Source organism: Lactobacillus sp. 23-2 (genome assembly GCF_044902225.1).
GTDB lineage: Bacteria > Bacillota > Bacilli > Lactobacillales > Lactobacillaceae > Lactobacillus > Lactobacillus absianus.
Genome location: NZ_JAOQBX010000006.1, coordinates 88,099 through 105,490, shown reverse-complemented (window position 1 = coordinate 105,490; position 17,392 = coordinate 88,099). Strand labels below are relative to the sequence as shown.

Below are 17,392 nucleotides of genomic sequence, written 5' to 3'. Positions count from 1 at the left end.
GCATTGCCTTTAAGCGGAGGACGGCCTAAAACACTCATCTAGCTTAGCAGCGTCAAACCATTAACTGATTGACAGTGCTCAGTTAGGTGGGTGTTTTTTCGCGTATTTTTAAAAAACGCGTCGGTTGACTAAGGCCTAAAGCGCAGTCTCGAGCAAGAAGACCAGCTAAAGCTTTTTACCAAAAATTAGCTAAGTCTTAAGGGGCTCTTTCTTTATGAAAGCCTTATCCAAGTTTATAATTAAAGGTGAACAAGCAAAAAGCAGGGATAAGTATTCAACGGAAAGAGTGTAGGCAATGAAACATAGAAAACAAGTCCTTGGCCTGCTCCTCGCGTCCGCGGCCTTGCTCGCGGGTTGCGGAAGCCAGGGCCAAGAGCAAAGCCAAAGCCAGGAAAAGTCCAGTCAGGCTTCCAGCCAGTCTCAAAAGAAAAAATCCACCTCAAGCCGCGCCAGTTCTAAGTCCGCGGCTAGTTCCGCCGCCAGCTCAGGCAAATCCGCCTCAAGCCGCGCCAGCTCTAAGTCCGCATCTAGTTCAACCGCTAGCCGCATGAGCAGCTTGACGGCCCAGCTGCGAACCCAGCTGCCGGGGATGCTTTTGCCAACGGTTGACGGCCTGGGCCAGGGCAGCGAAAATTTGAACGCGCGCTGGACGAGTTCTGCCAGTCAGAACGTCGTCTACTACAGCGTCGGCAATAGTCCGTTGCCGTTGAACGCCAGCCAGGTGGCCAAGGAAAAGCCATACGTCGTCTTGACGGAAAACAAGAACGTGACTGACGCCAGCAGCCTGATCAACTACCAGGAGCCCAAGAGCGGCCTGCCAACGGTCAAGCTTGACGGCCAAGTGACTGGGACTGAGGAAGGAGCGGCCGGATCGACCTACTTGCAGTTCAATCAGGGCCAGTGGTCCTTCGTCGTGCGGGCCAGCCAGGTGCAAGGGCAAGAGGCGCTTCCAACGGCCAAGGCCCTGCTCAAGCTTTACCGGCAGTATGGTCTGCCGGCCAGCGACAGCAATGCCAGCGTCCAGGTCGACGTCGGCGAGAGCCTGGGCTCGTTAAACACCGTGATCACTTGGTCTAAGGGATCCAGCGTGTACCAGATGAAGGCTCATAGCACGGAAACGGCCTTCAAGATGCTTAAGAGCCTGCAATAGCCAGCTAAAGAATCTTCGCCAAGCGGAGATTCTTTTTTCTTGTGGCAGTCAATTGTATAGTTAAGTAAGGGAAAAACGAAAGCAGCCAGAACAAGCAGCTTAGAAAGGAGCAGGCAAGATGTACAGATTGATCGCGAGCGACTTGGACGAGACCCTGCTGGGTCCTGACCACCATATCAGCCAGGAGAACCTGGCTGCCATTCGCAAGTGCCAGGAATTGGGTATCAAGTTCGTCCCTGCCACGGGCCGCGGCTTTGGCTCGATTCAGCAGACGCTTGAGGAATTGGGGATCAAAGACGCGCCTGGCCAGTACGCCATCACTTACAACGGTGGGGCCATCTATGAAAATCAGGGGCCGCGCCTGATCAGCCTTACCGGGATGGACTACGGGCTGATCGAAGAGCTCTATGAGCGCGGGCAGAAGTATGGCGTCTGCATGCACATTTACAGTGAGGACAAGGTTTTTGCCTATAATTTGACTGACGAAGAGCGGGAATTCTGCCGGGGGCGGCTGGACTTGATCGAAATCACGGACCCGACCTTGGACCGCCTGCGCGAAAGCGGCGAGAAATTCGTGAAGATTCTGTATGAGAATCCCGATTTTGCCAAGATCAAGCAGATCAGAAGCAAAATGGGCGACATGGAGGAACGGACGGAGATGAGCTGCTCTTCCAGCCGCTACCTGGAGTTCAACCCCGTTGGCGTCAATAAAGGCAATGGCTTAAAGCGCCTGTGCGCTGAAATCGGCCTGGACTTGCGGGAAACAATGGCCTTAGGCGACAGCTTCAACGACGATGCCATGATCAAGGCGGCCGGCCTGGGCGTTGGCATGGCCAACACCACGCCTGAGATGCGGGCGGATTGCGATGCAATTACCGAGCATGACTACCTGCACGGCGGGGTAGCAGAGGCCATTGAACGCTTCGTTTTGCCACAATATCAAGGCAAGTAAGGAGGAAGCATGGAAAGAATCATGCTGGTCGAAGATGACCAGCAAATTATTGCCAATATCAGCCAGACTTTGCGCAAATGGCAGTATGAGCCAGTCGTGGTCAAGGACTGGAACCGGGTGGCAGAAGAAGCAGTCGCGAGCCAGCCGGACCTGGTCTTGTGCGACATCACCCTGCCAACTTTTGACGGCTTCTACTGGATCCAGGAGGTCAGAAAGAAGAGCACCGTGCCGATTATCGTGATTTCGGCCGCGGACATTGACGCCAACGTGATGCATGCCGTTTCCGCCGGGGCGGACGACTATATAATGAAGCCTTTCTCCGGGGCGGTTCTGCTGGCCAAGATTCAGGCGATCCTGCGGCGCAACAAGCCTCAGGTGGGCAGGCAGCTGGCTTTTGCCGGGGCCAGCTTCAACAGCCTGACCAACGAACTGGTCAAGGACGGGCAGGCCGTGCAGCTGACGCCAACGGAAGGGGCCATGCTGCAGATCCTGCTCAGGCAAAAGGGTCAGGCCGTTTCCAAGCGGGAGATCCTGGAGCTGCTTTGGCAGGGCGGCAAGTACTTGAACGAAAACACCTTGAACGTCAACGTCTCGCGCCTGCGGGGCAAGCTCCACCAGCTGGACCTGGACAAGCAGCTGTTGACGGAGCGGGGCGTGGGCTACCGGATCGTGGACTAGGGGGATGCAATGAAGAAGACTTTTTACCGCCAGTACCTGAAAAAAGCGTTGCCCCTGCTCTTGCTGTACGCGCTTGTTTTGGCCTTCGCGGCCTTGGTCCTGAACCTCTATGGCTGCCGCTTGGAGGCTTGGGGCGACTTGATCCGCTATACGCTGCCCTTTTTGCTGGCCTGGCTGGTTGGCGACTTCCTGCATGAAAGGAAGAAGACGGCAGAAATTCGCCGCTGGGACGGGCAAAGGGCCTTGAAGGCCGCCAGCCCCAGCGAACTGGCCCTGATCAAGCGGGCCCAATTGCTTGCGGCTGACAAGCAGAAAAGCGAGCAGGCCTGGAACCTAAAGGCCCAGGAAGAAGTTGAGCAGATGGAGCTGCTGGCTCATGAGATCAAGAACTCCCTGACTGAGATCAGCGGCCTGGCCAGCCAGGGCAGCCAGGTGCAAAGCCGGGACCTGGAGCAGCCGCTCAGGCAGGCGGACTACCAGCTCGACCTGCTCTTGGGCGGTCAGCGCCTGGCCGCGGACCAGAACGACTTTGACTTTGCCTGGTGCAAGCTGACCAGCCTGGTCAGCGAGCTGCTGGCCCAGAACATGGCCGTCTTTTTGGAAAAAGGGGTCATCCCCGAAGTAGACCTGGCTGAAGTCCAGGTGTTGACAGACCGCAAGTGGCTGCGCTTCATCGTGCAGCAGCTCTTGAGCAATGCCTTGAAGTATTCAACCGGCGATCAGATCAGGATCTACTTTAAGGACCAGGCCCTGACGATTTATGATGAAGGCCCGCGGATCGCGGCCAGCGACCAGCCGCGCCTGTTTGAGAAGGGCTTTACCGGTCAAAATGGCCACCACAACGCCCAGTCGACGGGGATGGGCCTGTATTTCGTCAAAGAAGCGGCCGACAAGCTGGGCTTGGGCGTCGCCGTCACCTCGGAAGCCAAGGGCGTCGCGGCCCGGGTAATCTTTCCAGTCGACCAGGTCAAGGGCGCCTGACGCCAAGCAAGCCTGGAGATTTGAAGCAAATTAACGATAAAGGCCACATTATCCACGTATTTGAGATAATGTGGCCTTTTTCTGGCAGGAATTTTAAATTGCCACCTTACGAAAACGTAAGCTAGTTGCCACTTTCGTAAGTAGGAAAAGGAGCGGGGGCTTTCTATAATAGAAGCATCAAGCAAAGGGACGATGAAAGGAGCCAAAGAGATGCCACTCTTAAAACTGAATCATGTCAAAAAAGTCTACAATGAAAAAGCCGCCAATGCCGTGACGGCCCTGAAGGACATCAACTTCACCGTGGAAAAAGGGGAGTACGTGGCCATCATGGGGGAATCCGGCGCCGGCAAGAGCACCCTGCTCAACATCATGGCCACCTTGGACAAGGCTACGGGCGGGCAGGCCATTTTAGGCGGGCAGGACTTAGGCACGCTTAAGCCGGATGAGGCGGCGCGCTTTCGCCGGGAGCACCTGGGCTTTGTCTTCCAGGACTTCAACCTCTTGGACAGTCTGTCCAACAAGGACAATATCTTCTTGCCGCTGGTTCTGGCCAAGACGCCGGTCGATGAAATGGAGCAGCGGCTGCAGGAGCTGGCGCCTAAGCTGGGCATCAGCCCGATCTTGGACCGCTATCCGGTTGAGGCTTCTGGCGGCCAGCAGCAGCGGGTTGCCGTGGCCAGAGCCTTGATCGCGCGCCCAGACCTCCTGCTGGCCGATGAGCCTACCGGGGCGCTGGATTCAGCGACTTCCAAGCAGCTGCTGCACCTGTTTGACGAGGTCAACGGGAAGGGGCAGACGATCATCATGGTGACCCACTCAACTGCCGCGGCCAGCTATGCCAAGCGGACCCTCTTCATCAAGGACGGGCGGATCTACCACGAAATCTTCCGGGGCGACTTGGACCAGCGGACTTACCAGGAGCAGATCAATAATGCCATGGTAGCTTTGACGGGCGGTGATGCAGATGCTCAATAAGCTAGTCATCTCCAGCCTCAAGCGCAACCGCCAGGTCTACCTGCCATACCTCTTGTCAGTCCTGGTTTTGGGCGCTTTGAACTATATTTTTTACGCCCTGATGGCCAACAGCAGCCTGCAGGACTTGGAATCCGGCTTCGCGACCAACGTGCTGCTGCAGCTGGGATCTTGGATCGTCATTATCTTGACCGCGGCCTTCATGGTTTATGCCAATAACTTCATTGCCCGCCGCCGCGAGCAGGAGATGGGCCTTTACAGCATGCTGGGGATGACATCTAAGAACCTGATCGCCATGATTGGCCTGGAGAAGCTTTACCTTCTGCTGTCTGGCCTGGCCGGGAGCGTCGTGGTCGGGCAGATTTTTGAAAAAATCGCCTTTCAGAGCTATGCCAAGCTGCTCAAGCTGACCAAAGTCAAGGAAGGCTGGCTGTCCTTGGCGGCGATTGGCAAAACGGCCAGCCTCCTGACGGCCTTGTTTGCCTGCCTGTTCATCTTGGATGCCATTAAGGTCAAAAGCATGACGCCGCGGCAATTGTGGAATTCCGGCAAAAAAGCGGCCAAGGTGGGCAAGAAGACCCCCTACCTGGGCGGAGCAATTGGCGTGATCCTGGTAGGGTGGGGCTACTGGCTGGCAGTGACCACCAAGCCAACGGCCAGCGCGCTGATGCGCTTCTTTGGCGCGGCCTTTTTGGTAATTGCCGGGACCTACTTCGTCTTCATCGCCGCCAGCGTGGTCCTGCTCAAGTTTCTGCAGACCCGCAAGCGCTACTACTACCAGCCCAAGCACTTCATTGCCGTTTCCGGCCTGCTTCAGAGAATGCGGGCCAACGGCGCCAGCCTGGCTTCAGTCTGCCTGATGGTTTCCGCCGTGATGGTGGTGCTGTTTGGCTCTATCTCCGGTTACAGCGGGAAAGAGGAAGCCTTAAAGTCTTGGAACCCTAAAGACGTGGTTATCCAGACGGAAAAGCCTCTGCTTAAGCGGACCCGAGCTTATATCAAAAAGACGTCAGTCAAGGCCGGCACCAAGCGGGGGCCAGTGACGGAGTTTAAGATGGCGGACCCGGTTTTCGCTGAGCGGACTGGGAACCAGCTGAAAGTCAGCAGGACTTTTTCGAGTACGGCCAATACCAGCCTGATGCTGCTGGATCAAGCCAACTACCAGAAGCTGACGGGGCAAAAAATCAGTCTTAAGGGCAGCCAGGCTTTGGTTCATGCCCGTCAGAGCCGGATGGGGACCAGTTTGACCATTTACGAGAAAGAGTACCAGATCAAGCAGCTGGACCAGTTCAAGTGGGCCTACAATCCAAATCACGCAGTCCTGGAGCCAGTTTGGGTGATCGTCAAGACTCTGCCCAAGCAAGCCAAGCCGGTCTATGTCTATGCTTATAATTACCGGATCGCCGGCTCCAGCTTGAAGCAGCGCCTGAACTACGAGAAAAAGCTGGCATACAATCTCTCAAACGTCAACGCCTCCCCCATCAACTTCACTGGCGCGGCCATGAATGAGTCCATTTATACCAGCTTGATGGGCGGGGTGATCATGATTGGCCTGATGATCAGCGTGGCCCTGATCCTGACGACCGCGGTCGTGATCTACTTCAAGCAGGTTTCTGAAGCCTATGCCGACCGGTCCAGATTCGTGACCATGCAGCAGGTGGGGCTGAGCGAGCAGGAAAGCAGCCAGGCTATCCACGTGCAAGTGCTGCTGATCTTCTTCTTCCCTCTGGCCGGGGGCTTGCTGAACATGCTGATCGCGGCGCCTGCCGTCAAGAAGGTCTTGTATGAGTTCAGCATCTACAACTCCGCGATGATGCTGAAGGTTGCCTTTTGGGTGACCGTGGCCGTCTTCGCCTTCTACCTGGCCATCTACGCCATTACCACGCGCGTGTACCGCCGAATTGTTGGATAGATAAGATTGCATGAAAAAATCCTGTCGCTTGCGGCAGGATTTTTTGGTTGGCAGATTTAAAGGCCGCGGATCAGGCAATAAGCCAGCAGCCACAGGATGATGCCGGCAAGCAGGGCCAGATAGAAGCGCGGCTTGCGGATCTTGTGGCGAAAAAGCAGCATTCCCAGACCTGCCCCCACCGGCGCCAGCAGGCCGCAGGCGAGCAGGACCCGTTCGGGGATGCGCCAGGCGTGCAGCTTGGCCTTGACCTTGTCGATCCCGTAGAGGGCGCAAGCGGCCAGGTTTAAGAGCAGGAGGCCGCTTTCCAAGATTTGCTTCATGTTCGTTTTCCCATCCTTCTGTCATTAAAAAAGCAGCATCTGGAAAAATCCAGGTGCTGCTTTAAAAGACGGCTTAGCTCAGGCTTACTTGCCCTTGATGTCCTTGATCATCTTGGCTTGCAGTTCAGCCAAGGCTGGAGTCAAGTAGACAGGGTAGCGGTCTGGGTTCAAAAGTCTTTGGGTTTCTTCTGGCAGTTCAGCCAGCTTTTCGTACATGTGCTTTTGAATCTTGAAAGTATCGGTTTCGATTGACTTGGCCTTTGGCCCAACGACTACTTGGGTCAAAAGGACAGCGTCGAAGTCCTTCAAGTCGGCTTCGGTTTCGGTCATCATTGGGTCCATGTTTACGCCGACGAATTCATCAGGCAGCTTCTCATCGGCCAGGGCAATGACGTCAGCGAAGGCGTTTTTGGTCCCCTTGTGGTAGAGGCGGTAGGCCTTCTTTTCACCAGGCAGGGTCACCTTTTCCTTGGAGTTGGACAGCTTGATCTTTGGCTCCCATTCGCCGCCGTCCATCTTCAAAGCGGCCAGCTTGAAGACGCCGGACAGGACTGGAGAACTGGAGCTGGTAATCAATTGTTCGCCAACGCCGAAGCTGTCCAGTGGGGCACCTTCTTGCAGCAGAGAGTGGATGACGTTTTCGTTCAAGGCGTTGGAAGCGGTGATGGTTGCTTCTGGGAAGCCAGCGTCGTCCATCATCTTGCGGGCCTTTCTTGACAGCTTGGCGATGTCGCCGGAGTCAATTCTGATCCCGAACTTCTTGTAGCCCTTCTTCTTCAATTGCTTGAAGACCTTGATGGCGTTTGGCACGCCGGACTTGACGACGTCGTAGGTGTCGACCAGGAGCAGGGCGTTGCCAGGGTAAACGTCAGCCCATCTTTCGAAGGCTTCAAGCTCGGTTGGGAAGCTTTGAACCCAAGCGTGGGCCATGGTGCCGGCAACAGGAATGTTGAACTTGGCAGCGGACAGGCAGTTGCTGGTTGAGCCGCAGCCGCCGATAACAGCAGCCCGGGCGCCCAATACGGAAGCGTCAGGACCTTGAGCCCGGCGGGCACCGAATTCCATGACTGGCCGGCCGGCAGCAGCCAGGTTGATCCGGCGTGACTTGGTTGCAATCAAGGATTGATGGTTGATCAGGTTCAAAACGAAGGTTTCAAGCAATTGGCATTGGATCAAAGGCCCCTTGACCGTGAGGATTGGCACGCGTGGGAAGATTGGCGTGCCTTCTGGAATCGCGTAAACGACGCAGTCAAAAGTCATGGTTTCCAGGTATGAAATGAATTCATCGCTGAATTGGTGCAGGCTCTTGAGGTAGTCAATGTCTTCCTTGGTGTAGTGGAAGCCTCTAAGCTGTTCAACGACTTGCTCCAGGCCGGCAGCGATCACGAATGAGCCGTTGTCTGGCACGTTGCGGTAGAAGACGTCAAATACGGCTTCAGTATCGCGGGGCAGGGTTTCAAAGTACCCATTGGCCATTGAAAATTCGTAAAGGTCAGTGATTAATGCGTGTGATAAAGACATAGTATAAAAAATCTACTTTCTCAATATAAAAAACAAACTTTCGTTCTCAACGAAGAAGCCAAGAACTTAAAAGTATTATATATTTTTTGAATGAAGCTTGCTCGCTTTTTGGATGATTTCCCGTTAATTTTTCCTGCTAGTCAACGACTTCAGCGCCCAGGCAGGACTTGAAGTGGTTCAGGGCCCAGTTTTGGCCGGCATCGTTCAAGGCTGCGACTGCCTTTTCGTGAACGGTGATTTCATAGCCATGGTTATAGGCATCCATGGCCGTGTGCAGGACGCAGATGTCGGTGCAGACGCCAGTGAGGTGGACGCGGGAAACATGGCGCTCACGCAGGAAGAGGTCCAAGCCGGTGCCACAGAAGGCAGAGTAGCGACCCTTGTCCAGCAAAACGACATGGTCGCTGTCCTTGTGGGCTTGATACCAGTCTTCCAGTGGGCCATAGAACTTTCTGCCCCAAGTGCCGGGCAGGTTGTGCGGCGGGAAGAGCTTGGTTTCCGGGTGGTAAGGGTTGCCCTTAAAATGCTTGTCGGTTGGCAGGATGACCCATTTATTGGCTTTGTAGAATTCGTCAGCTAATTTGACGATTTGGTCAGCCAGGACTTGGGCAGGCTTGCCACAGGTTAAGGCGCCGTTGTCGTCAACGAAATCATTGGTGTAGTCAATGATCAAAAGCGCTTCTTCAGTCATTTCAAAAATCCTCTTTCATCCTTGATGTTGGATAATTCCATAATAGTTAAAAGTATAACTTACCTAAAGCTAGGCAAAAAATAAAAGTAAAGTTCACTTAAACTTACTTAGCGTCAACTTTACTCCATAAAATGTTGTTTTTCAAGTCTTTTAGCCGATATAGTTTGGGTGGCCGTCCGCTTTTATGGTAATTTTTCTGCACGCCGGTTTCAGTCAAGAAGAAGCCATGGGTCTTGCGGAAGTTGGAATTGTCGATCTTGTCGACTGTGGTCTGAAAGAAGGGGGCATAGACTTCACGGGCTTCCCGCAGGGTAAATTCAGGTCCGAGGATCTGCAAAATGGTTGGCTGGTAGTCCAGCTTGTTTCTGATTCGCTGGATAGCGACGGCGATGATCTCGTCATGGTCAAAGGCCAGGGCATGGGAGCCCTTGGCGATTTCAAAGGTTTGGTCGCTAGAGATCAACTCATATTTATGGCCAAAATTCTCAAAGGCAAACCAAGCAACCGCGGTCGCGCCATAGCCAGGGCGAAGCGCTGGCATGGCGGGCAGGTAGGTCATGTAGGTCAAAGCCAAAGCCCGCTCACCGGGAGCCCGGTGGGGAGCGGTAAAAGTGGCCAGCTGCTCGGTAGAAGATTCAGGCAGATCCAGGCCGATCTTTTCCTTGATCAGGCGTACGGCAGCCTGGTCGGCACTTTCATTCTCACGCAGCAGGGTTTCTGGCAACGCCCAGCGGTCAGCAAAAGGCTGGTCCTTGCGCTTGACCAGAAGCAGCTGAACCCGGTGGGTCTCCTTGTTGAAGCTCCAGATCAGGTTGGTGATGGTGATCAAGGGGCGCTCGACGATCTTCTCTAATTCAGGCATCCAATCAGCTCCTTTCGCGTTTTCTTACAATTATAGCATTAAAGCAGGAAGGTGTTGGCGGTTGAAAAATCGGTCCGGATTCTGACGAATTCCGTCTTTTTTTCACGAAAGCGCAAAAATTTGCTAGGATGAAAACAGGTTACTTTTTCACGGAAGGAAAGAAAATTATGGATAATAAATCTCATAAAATTGAAACGCTGACAGATGAAGAATTGGGGCAAATCGTTGGGGGCGGAATGGAAAAATTTGGCATTTATATTGGTGGTGCTACTCAAGTAAAACAGAGTGAATCCGCCTTGATTTTCCGCTTATTGCATCACAAGCACTATGGAAGAAATTAAACTATATATTGAATTGATTTCTGGACTTTTGTCAGCTGCTATTTCGGCTGTATATGATGTATATGTTGGTTATCATTTAGCTGAAATTAAACTGACTGGTTGGCGAGATCGTATATTTGCTTTCGGACTGTGCGTATTGGCAATCTTAATAGCTATACAAGGAAGATGGGAAACAAACGTAGCTAGCTTGATGGAATTGATACTATTCACCTGGTATTATCGAAAATATGGCTTGCTCAAGGTTTCGGGCTCATTCATGGTAGGCTTACTGATAGATTTTTTGTATGACTTGATTATTGTCTTCTTGCAAAAAATTCCGAATATCAGCGATTTAATGTCTAGTCTCTGCACGTTGGGCTTGTCCATTGTTTACTATTCGCTATGTGTTTTGCTGATTAAACATTTCCAGAGGTGGCTATTACAAAGACTGAAAGATCAGTGTCGAAAAATCTTTTGGAGCTTATTGGCATATTCATTCTGCTCAATGATGGCGGTTAATTTGGTCAATGTTTTTCTAGATGAGGCCAAACCCTCTATTATTGTTTATTCCTATTTGTCACTTGGTCAAGCCGCTTTCAGCTGGATTATTTATTATGCGTTACGAAAGGCAGAAGACGCACGTGTTAGGAATCAAGTACAGCAGCAAAAGCAAAAAGAGCTGGAGGAATATGCTAACTACCTTGAACAAAGTGAAGATAATCTTCGGGCATTTAGGCACGATTACCGGAATCTATTAAATTCATTAAAGGTGAGTGCAAAAGAAGGAAATGTGCAAGAACTGCTAGAAAAATTGGAGCGTTATTCGGCTGAAAATCTTGATTCCCAAGCTCTTCTTAAGTACAAAGACGCCAATCACATCCAAGTTAAAACCCTTAAGAGCATCATCATTACGAAGTTAAATGCTATATATCAGGCTGGCATTCCATATGACTTTGAATGCCGGCAGATAATTGCATCAATCCCAGGCAATGTTGATGAACTTGACTTAGTTAGAGTAATTGGGATTGCCTTTGACAATGCATTAGAGGAGAGTCAATCTCTTTCAGAAAGAAATGGTCATCCAGAGATACAGGCGATGCTTTACCAAGAAACAACAGATAGTCTAGAGTTTGAAATCCGAAACAAGATCGTTCCGGGTAAAAGACAGCATACAAATCTAGCAACTAAAGGCTTTACAACGAAAACAGGACATCAAGGGCTGGGGTTGGCAAACTTGCAAGATATCGAACAAAAGTATTCGGAATTAGATATCTCATACAATGTTTCGGATGGCTGGTTTGACCTTTACTTAACGATTGATCAAGAAGAGGATGAGTAAGTTGGAATATAAGGTTATCGTGTGTGATGACGATGCGTCTTTGGCTGAAAGCCTTGCTCAAAGGATAGTTTATGCCAGCGAGAATTTGTCAGATGACAACGAAAATTACCGGCAGAGCAAGGTGGAATTAGCATTGGTTGCCAACAGTTTTGAAGAGGTGGCTGGCTATTTGGTAGCTAACGAAACAACTAATGCACTTTATTTTTTAGACATTGAATTGAACAAGGGGATTAAGACGGGCGTTGACTTGGCTGAGTTTGTTCGAAGTCGTGATCCCAACGCGCAGATAATCTTTGTGACAGCGTATGATAAATACGCCCCATTGACCTATCGTCGGCGAATTGGTGCAATTGATTACATCAACAAGGAACTGCCCTCAGCCGCCTTTATGCAACGGCTAAAGGAAACTCTACAAGCGGCCTTTGATAATCTGGACCTTTTAAGTCACGTAAACCATCAGTATTTTAGCTACAAGTGCGGCCGGTATTTACAAAGAGTCAGTGCTTCTGAAATTTACTATATCGAAAACAGCACGATGCAACACAAAGTTCATTTAGTAGCGGCAAATGGTGACAGCGAATTTAAGAGCAACATTTCTAAGCTGGATGAAGAAAATGATTTTTTGCTAAAGGTTTCGCAGTCATGCGTAATCAATCCGGATAATGTTGTCAGCGTAGATTTGGCTAAAAGATATGTATCCTTTCCAAACGGAGATATAGTTTACTTCTCGAGAGATAAGAAGAAGCAGATCGCAGCACTGGAAGAAGAACAGGATCAGTCCAAAAACTGACCGGATAAGTACTTTTCTGCAACTAAAGATTAAAAAGGGTAAGATTGCAATGAGCTGTTAGGGAATCAATTTTCCTCTTCCACTAATTACAAACAGTGCTAGAATGTAAGCGAAAAATATTGTTTAATTTTTCATTTATAGGAGGCTGTACGATGTTGTTTAACAAGAAAGAAAATGAAGCAGAAGAAGCATTCAAGAAGCAGTTGGAAACTGTCGCAAATGACCCGGCAGTCAAGGCAAACGCAGCTTTGAGCAAGCTGATTGAAGCAGCTATTAAGAAGACTGAAAAGTCAGAATCAATCCGCTCAATTGCGTCTAACCTGGACACCCAATTGCGGTCCAACTTCGCTGAAAACGAACTGCCAAAGGCCGTTATCAGCTTGCAACTGGACTTGGCCCGCTATTCTGCAGTTGGCGCCAATGGCGTAGTTCTGAAGTAATCTACTGAAAAATTAATCATATTAAAATAAGTGCTGCTGAAGCTTGGTATTCCTTCTTCAACAGCACTTATTAATTTATTCTGGACAAAAAGTGAAAAACCGCTACGCTTTGCTCATGATTGGTGCTACAATTGTCACAACTAAAGCAGAATAGGTATGATATTTGATCTCTAAGGAGGCGTCGTTATGTACCAAGCTTCACGCCTTCCATTTTGGGAACGTGTTTTCCTTGTTGTCGGCAACAGTGTGATTTTCTGGCTGTGGCACCACCTCTTAATCGTGGCTCTAGGCCTTTTAACCTTGCTTGGCTTGGTGATCTATCTGGTTGTCAGTGGCATCCGGCAAAAAAACGTCGCTAAAGCTGTCTGGCCAGTCGTCATTTTCTGTTCCTGCCTGGGCCTGGTCTACTTTGCCATGAGTTGCGCGATTATGGACTAAAATAGAAAAATAGCAACTAATGGCAAAATGCCGCTAAAGCAGAGTGTTTCTGCTTTGGCGGCATTTTTTGGTTAGAAAAATTTCCTCTAAAATTAGGAAGCAAATTTTGTAGGGGAAATCATACTATCTTTCGGCCAGGCTTAATGGCATTCTACGTAAAATTATCTGGGCAAAAATAATCATAAGCACCGTAAGCGCCAGGGCGATTAGCAAATCGCTGACGTTAAACAAGCCAAAGGCGACGGTTCTAAGTGCCTTTAACTGATAAGACAGGGGATTGACGTAAGCCAAGATTTTAATAATCAGAGGTGAATTATTGCTAAAAACGTAAAGCGTTGGCGCGGCATAAGCAACTGGCGAGAAAATCAAGGTCATAATGATATCACGCTGCTGATAAGAGGAAATCCGCGTGCTCAAAACGATTCCCAGCGTAGACCAGAATTCAAGTGAAACGATCAATACCAGTAAAGACAACAGCAGCAGGCCTAACTTGTAAACGCCGCCCGTGACAAGTCCGAGGATAATCAAGACCGCGCTTTGAAACAGAAGACCAACAATTGGAAAGAAGCTCATTCCCGTCAAGTAATGCCAGGGCTGAACGCCATTCGTGAATTTAATCGCCAGTAAGCCGTATTCTTTGTCAACTGTTGCCCGGTACATTGCTTGTGACATCTGGGTGGTCATAAAGAAGGTCAATACGCCAGTCAACGCATACTGCTTGTAAGGCAAAACCAGCGATTCATAGTGCACGGCGGCCACATTTTGGTTTAAGGCCATAACCAGCAAGCCATAAGTGATCAGTGGTTCCATAAACATTGACAAGAGCAGGCCTTTATTGTGCACGAAAGCCCGCCATTCATTGTTGGCAACGATTCTGATTGAGCGAATGCCCAAAGAAATATTTCTAAAATTTTGCGGATTCATTTTCTACAGCTTTCCGTTCATTAAGATACTTTTCTCGCAAACTCGTACCGCTATCCAAAAATCCAGTAAGCGGGCCGAAGTATTTTTGCTCATGCTCATCTAAAAAAAGGACATGACTCGCGTAATTTTCTAGCAGAGTCAGGTCATGCGAAGAAGTAAACACGATGCAGCCATCGTCAACTCTCTGCTTCAGATATGTGAATAAACTTTCCGAAGTTTCAACATCAAGTCCAGTCGTTGGTTCATCCAAGATGTAGACTTGTGGCTTCCGGGCAATTTCCCGGGCAATTTGGACCCGCTGCTGCTGGCCGCCAGAAATATGGTCAACCGGCTTGGAGCTCAAGTCGCTGATGGCCAAGAGCCTTAAGGCTTGCACGGTTGCCTTTTTGGCGTCTTTTAACTTGAACCCGGCCAAAAGCGGACCTTGATACACGTTGTCATAAACGCTGGTATACCAATCGATCAGCTGGCTTTGGGGGCTGAAGCCAACGTCATTGAATGGGTTGGTCCGGTCCGTCTGCAATTTCCACGCGATTTGCCCTGACACTGGCGGAATAACGCCAATCAAGCTGTTGATCAGCGTTGACTTGCCAGCGCCATTAGCACCGATCAAGGCGACAAACATTCCTTTATCTAGGGTAAAAGATAAATCGTGGACGACGATTTTATCCTTGTAGCCAATATTTAAATTGTCAGCAATAATCATTGTTAGTTCCTCGAAAAATAGATTGATTTTCACTTTAAATACTAATGTGGTGATTTTAATAAAAAATTAATCAATATGTGGTCCATTTTAGGAAGAAAATCAATGAGTGTCAATAGTGATTTTAAGATAGATTTAACTTTTTTCTTAGGGAACCTGATTGTTAGCCTGAGAAGGAAGATTGAAAAATGCATGAAACATTGTAAAGGAACAGTAAGGAAAAATATTCGGAAAATCACCAAAAACCAGCCGCTTTCTCTGTTATAATAAAATAATTGTAAATGTTTCACGGAAGGGAGAGCGGAAGACGATGAACACGCCACAATCACGCGAGGGTAACATTATCCGTTATCTGGTCTATTTTGCAGTTTTTATTTTTACGGCCTTGGTTGACGACCTGGCCATAAAGAGCAGCTCCATCAGCATTTGGAACATCATCCTGTTCGTGATCGTGGCTTCGATGTGCACCTTGTTCTACATCTACCGCTACAACCGTGAGCAGCGCTTCTTTGACTCGCGCTTCAACGTGCCTTGGCTGAGCAGCTACCGCCTGACCGTGACTTTGAGCCTGCTGGTGGCAGGGGGAAGGATTGGCGTCTCCTACCTGCAGCTCTACCATGGCATGGCGGCATCGCCCTTGCAGAACGCCTATCTGGCGCATGCCTCGGCTTTGCTCTACTGGTTCATGATGGTGGCCAATGGCGTGGTCATGCCGGTTTTGGAAGAGTATTTGTGCACGGGCTTCTTGTTCAACTACTGGTTCCGCGCCGAGCAAAAGAGCGTGGCCTACCTGGGCATCTTGTGTTCCGGCTTGCTCTACGCGGCCCTCAGCTTCCAGTTTGCCCCGGCCTTTTTGGCCTGCAATGTCTGCTTTGGGATGCTCTTTGCCTGGAGCTACCTGAGCACGCAGACGATCTGGATGCCCATTTACCTGGCGGCCCTTAACGGGGTGCTGACGATGGTCACCGTTGTCGTTTAATCTTGAAAAAAGACAAAAAATAAGAGACGGCATCTGGCCGTCTCTTATTTTGCTTATTTTAATTTAGAGTATAAAAAAAGCGGATAGAGTGAATCGAACCCTCATCTCCAGCTTGGGAAGCTAGCGTTCTACCATTAAACTATACCCGCAAGATGGTTTTAGTATACCATTAATTTTTAGTTTGGCAAAGGCTTTTTACAAAAAAATTGTCAAAAAAGCGGAAAAAAGGACAAAAAGTCTTGTTTCAGCCCCTCGCCAGTCCGGGCAAGTATTTAATCTGCCAGCGCTTTTTGCTAAAATAAAAATAATATCTACGAAAAAATAAAAATAACATCGACAGACAGTTCAATTAAGAATGAATGCAAGTTAAAAGAGTGAAGGAAGGATACGTTAATGTCTAAAGAAATCATCTTGACCGGCGACCGGCCAACCGGCAAGCTCCATATTGGCCACTATATTGGCTCTTTGAAGAACCGGGTTTTGCTGCAGAATACCGGCAAGTACGATCCATATATCATGATCGCTGACACCCAGGCCTTGACTGACAATGCCAGAAATCCAGAGAAGATCCGCAACTCCCTGATCGAGGTTGCCTTGGACTACCTGGCCGTTGGCTTGGATCCGGAAAAGTCCACCATTTTCGTCCAGTCCCAAATTCCGGCGCTGTTCGAGCTGAGCATGGACTACATGGACTTGGTTACTTTGGCCCGGCTTGAAAGAAACCCAACCGTAAAGACGGAAATCAAGCAGAAGAATTTTGGCGACTCCGTGCCAGTTGGCTTTGTAACCTACCCAATTGCCCAAGCAGCCGACATTACTGCCTTCAAGGCTTCGCTGGTGCCGGTTGGCGATGACCAGGAACCAATGCTGGAACAAGCCCGCGAAATCGTCCGCACTTTCAACCGGACCTACAATGTCGACGTCCTGGTTGAGCCAAAGGGCTACTTCCCGCCAAAGGGGCAAGGCCGCTTGCCTGGCCTTGATGGCAACGCTAAGATGTCCAAGTCTTTGGGCAACTGCATCTACCTGGCAGATGACGCGGAAACGGTCAAGAAGAAGGTCATGTCCATGTACACTGACCCTAACCACATCCACGTGGAAGACCCAGGCCAGGTTGAAGGCAACACCGTCTTCACCTACCTTGACGTCTTTGACCCAGACAAGGACAAGGTAGCCCAGCTGAAGGAAGACTACCAAAAGGGCGGCTTGGGCGACGTCAAGATCAAGCGCTACTTGAACAAGGTTTTGGAAGCTGAACTGGCTCCGATCAGAGAGCGCCGGGCAAAATATGCCCAAGACACGGACGCGGTCTACGACATGCTTTACGAGGGCTCACAAAAGGCCAACGCCGTGGCGAACGAGACTTTGCAAGAAGTCCGCGATGCGATCGGCTTCAATTACTTCAAAAACAGAGGCTAGA

General features: G+C 50.1%; 19 protein-coding genes and 1 tRNA gene. 13 read left to right on the top strand and 7 right to left on the bottom strand.

What is annotated here, in order from left to right:
• Positions 1–295 precede the first annotated feature (295 nt).
• The 6 genes from OCH80_RS04055 to OCH80_RS04030 all read left to right on the top strand — a co-directional run bounded on the left by OCH80_RS04055 (position 296) and on the right by OCH80_RS04030 (position 6,645).
• The gene (locus OCH80_RS04055; RefSeq protein WP_404538061.1) at positions 296–1,150 is read left to right on the top strand and encodes a hypothetical protein; all 855 of its coding nucleotides are present in this window, start codon (positions 296–298) and stop codon (positions 1,148–1,150) included.
• A gap of 118 nt (positions 1,151–1,268) precedes the next feature.
• The gene (locus tag OCH80_RS04050; protein ID WP_404538058.1) at positions 1,269–2,102 is read left to right on the top strand and encodes a Cof-type HAD-IIB family hydrolase; all 834 of its coding nucleotides are present in this window, start codon (positions 1,269–1,271) and stop codon (positions 2,100–2,102) included.
• Between the two features lie 9 nt (positions 2,103–2,111).
• A complete protein-coding gene (locus tag OCH80_RS04045) occupies positions 2,112–2,780 on the top strand; it encodes a response regulator transcription factor (protein WP_404538055.1) in 669 nt (222 codons plus the stop codon).
• Between the two features lie 9 nt (positions 2,781–2,789).
• Positions 2,790–3,761, top strand: coding sequence for a sensor histidine kinase (locus OCH80_RS04040; protein ID WP_404538052.1), 972 nt, complete (start codon positions 2,790–2,792; stop codon positions 3,759–3,761).
• Positions 3,762–3,971: 210 nt separating this feature from the next.
• Complete coding sequence (locus tag OCH80_RS04035) at positions 3,972–4,736, top strand: ABC transporter ATP-binding protein (RefSeq protein WP_404538050.1); 765 nt, start codon at positions 3,972–3,974, stop codon at positions 4,734–4,736.
• The gene (locus OCH80_RS04030; RefSeq protein WP_404538047.1) at positions 4,726–6,645 is read left to right on the top strand and encodes an FtsX-like permease family protein; all 1,920 of its coding nucleotides are present in this window, start codon (positions 4,726–4,728) and stop codon (positions 6,643–6,645) included. The genes OCH80_RS04035 and OCH80_RS04030 overlap by 11 nt, the downstream gene beginning before the upstream one ends.
• Positions 6,646–6,701: 56 nt before the next feature.
• On the opposite strand, the gene OCH80_RS04025 is transcribed toward OCH80_RS04030, so the two are convergent.
• The 4 genes from OCH80_RS04025 to OCH80_RS04010 form a co-directional block, all read right to left on the bottom strand.
• On the bottom strand, positions 6,702–6,965 hold the full coding sequence (locus OCH80_RS04025; protein WP_404538045.1) for a DUF1294 domain-containing protein: 264 nt from the start codon (positions 6,963–6,965) through the stop codon (positions 6,702–6,704).
• Positions 6,966–7,049: 84 nt separating this feature from the next.
• The gene (locus OCH80_RS04020; RefSeq protein ID WP_302187627.1) at positions 7,050–8,486 is read right to left on the bottom strand and encodes a nicotinate phosphoribosyltransferase; all 1,437 of its coding nucleotides are present in this window, start codon (positions 8,484–8,486) and stop codon (positions 7,050–7,052) included.
• A gap of 136 nt (positions 8,487–8,622) precedes the next feature.
• Positions 8,623–9,177 carry an isochorismatase family cysteine hydrolase gene (locus tag OCH80_RS04015; RefSeq protein WP_302187626.1) on the bottom strand — a complete coding sequence of 185 codons (555 nt, stop codon included), beginning with the start codon at positions 9,175–9,177 and terminating at the stop codon, positions 8,623–8,625.
• Positions 9,178–9,280: 103 nt separating this feature from the next.
• Positions 9,281–10,039 carry an NUDIX hydrolase gene (locus tag OCH80_RS04010; protein ID WP_404538042.1) on the bottom strand — a complete coding sequence of 253 codons (759 nt, stop codon included), beginning with the start codon at positions 10,037–10,039 and terminating at the stop codon, positions 9,281–9,283.
• Positions 10,040–10,206: 167 nt separating this feature from the next.
• Between OCH80_RS04010 and OCH80_RS04005 the strand changes: the two genes are divergently transcribed.
• From OCH80_RS04005 to OCH80_RS03985, 5 genes are all read left to right on the top strand, one after another.
• Complete coding sequence (locus tag OCH80_RS04005) at positions 10,207–10,380, top strand: hypothetical protein (protein ID WP_404538040.1); 174 nt, start codon at positions 10,207–10,209, stop codon at positions 10,378–10,380.
• A complete protein-coding gene (locus OCH80_RS04000; RefSeq protein ID WP_404538038.1) occupies positions 10,367–11,698 on the top strand; it encodes a GHKL domain-containing protein in 1,332 nt (443 codons plus the stop codon). Before OCH80_RS04005 ends, OCH80_RS04000 begins: the two co-directional genes overlap by 14 nt.
• Before the next feature lies 1 nt (position 11,699).
• A complete protein-coding gene (locus OCH80_RS03995; protein ID WP_404538035.1) occupies positions 11,700–12,488 on the top strand; it encodes a LytR/AlgR family response regulator transcription factor in 789 nt (262 codons plus the stop codon).
• Positions 12,489–12,640: 152 nt separating this feature from the next.
• Positions 12,641–12,928 carry a bacteriocin immunity protein gene (locus OCH80_RS03990; RefSeq protein ID WP_404538033.1) on the top strand — a complete coding sequence of 96 codons (288 nt, stop codon included), beginning with the start codon at positions 12,641–12,643 and terminating at the stop codon, positions 12,926–12,928.
• Between the two features lie 186 nt (positions 12,929–13,114).
• A complete protein-coding gene (locus OCH80_RS03985) occupies positions 13,115–13,366 on the top strand; it encodes a hypothetical protein (RefSeq protein WP_003614028.1) in 252 nt (83 codons plus the stop codon).
• A 123-nt stretch (positions 13,367–13,489) separates the two neighbouring features.
• Here the strand turns inward: OCH80_RS03985 and OCH80_RS03980 are convergent, their stop codons facing one another.
• Positions 13,490–14,290: an ABC transporter permease gene (locus OCH80_RS03980; protein WP_404538030.1), complete on the bottom strand. Its 801-nt coding sequence runs from the start codon at positions 14,288–14,290 to the stop codon at positions 13,490–13,492.
• Entirely contained in the window at positions 14,271–14,996 is a 726-nt protein-coding gene (locus OCH80_RS03975; protein ID WP_404538027.1) for a metal ABC transporter ATP-binding protein, read from the bottom strand. The genes OCH80_RS03980 and OCH80_RS03975 overlap by 20 nt, the downstream gene beginning before the upstream one ends.
• A 307-nt stretch (positions 14,997–15,303) precedes the next feature.
• Here OCH80_RS03975 and OCH80_RS03970 point away from each other — a divergent pair, with 307 nt between their 5' ends.
• The gene (locus OCH80_RS03970) at positions 15,304–15,972 is read left to right on the top strand and encodes a CPBP family intramembrane glutamic endopeptidase (RefSeq protein WP_404538025.1); all 669 of its coding nucleotides are present in this window, start codon (positions 15,304–15,306) and stop codon (positions 15,970–15,972) included.
• Positions 15,973–16,050: 78 nt separating this feature from the next.
• Here OCH80_RS03970 and OCH80_RS03965 read toward each other — a convergent pair.
• A tRNA-Gly gene (locus OCH80_RS03965) sits at positions 16,051–16,121 on the bottom strand.
• 244 nt (positions 16,122–16,365) lie between these two features.
• On the opposite strand from OCH80_RS03965, the gene trpS reads away from it, so the two are divergent.
• Positions 16,366–17,391 (top strand): tryptophan--tRNA ligase, encoded by a 1,026-nt coding sequence (trpS, locus tag OCH80_RS03960; RefSeq protein WP_404538023.1) that lies wholly within the window; start codon positions 16,366–16,368, stop codon positions 17,389–17,391.
• The last annotated feature ends 1 nt before the right edge of the window (position 17,392 follow it).

Coding starts and splice junctions, on each gene's coding strand:
- OCH80_RS04050 (WP_404538058.1), top strand. CDS start 1,269: ATGTACAGATTGATCGCGAGCGACTTGGACGAGACCCTGCTGGGTCCT.
- OCH80_RS03975 (WP_404538027.1), bottom strand. CDS start 14,996: ATGATTATTGCTGACAATTTAAATATTGGCTACAAGGATAAAATCGTC.
- OCH80_RS04005 (WP_404538040.1), top strand. CDS start 10,207: ATGGATAATAAATCTCATAAAATTGAAACGCTGACAGATGAAGAATTG.
- OCH80_RS03970 (WP_404538025.1), top strand. CDS start 15,304: ATGAACACGCCACAATCACGCGAGGGTAACATTATCCGTTATCTGGTC.
- OCH80_RS04020 (WP_302187627.1), bottom strand. CDS start 8,486: ATGTCTTTATCACACGCATTAATCACTGACCTTTACGAATTTTCAATG.
- OCH80_RS04040 (WP_404538052.1), top strand. CDS start 2,790: ATGAAGAAGACTTTTTACCGCCAGTACCTGAAAAAAGCGTTGCCCCTG.
- OCH80_RS04030 (WP_404538047.1), top strand. CDS start 4,726: ATGCTCAATAAGCTAGTCATCTCCAGCCTCAAGCGCAACCGCCAGGTC.
- OCH80_RS04010 (WP_404538042.1), bottom strand. CDS start 10,039: ATGCCTGAATTAGAGAAGATCGTCGAGCGCCCCTTGATCACCATCACC.
- OCH80_RS03980 (WP_404538030.1), bottom strand. CDS start 14,290: ATGAATCCGCAAAATTTTAGAAATATTTCTTTGGGCATTCGCTCAATC.
- OCH80_RS03990 (WP_404538033.1), top strand. CDS start 12,641: ATGTTGTTTAACAAGAAAGAAAATGAAGCAGAAGAAGCATTCAAGAAG.
- OCH80_RS04015 (WP_302187626.1), bottom strand. CDS start 9,177: ATGACTGAAGAAGCGCTTTTGATCATTGACTACACCAATGATTTCGTT.
- OCH80_RS04035 (WP_404538050.1), top strand. CDS start 3,972: ATGCCACTCTTAAAACTGAATCATGTCAAAAAAGTCTACAATGAAAAA.
- OCH80_RS04045 (WP_404538055.1), top strand. CDS start 2,112: ATGGAAAGAATCATGCTGGTCGAAGATGACCAGCAAATTATTGCCAAT.
- OCH80_RS03985 (WP_003614028.1), top strand. CDS start 13,115: ATGTACCAAGCTTCACGCCTTCCATTTTGGGAACGTGTTTTCCTTGTT.
- OCH80_RS04055 (WP_404538061.1), top strand. CDS start 296: ATGAAACATAGAAAACAAGTCCTTGGCCTGCTCCTCGCGTCCGCGGCC.
- trpS (WP_404538023.1), top strand. CDS start 16,366: ATGTCTAAAGAAATCATCTTGACCGGCGACCGGCCAACCGGCAAGCTC.
- OCH80_RS04000 (WP_404538038.1), top strand. CDS start 10,367: ATGGAAGAAATTAAACTATATATTGAATTGATTTCTGGACTTTTGTCA.
- OCH80_RS04025 (WP_404538045.1), bottom strand. CDS start 6,965: ATGAAGCAAATCTTGGAAAGCGGCCTCCTGCTCTTAAACCTGGCCGCT.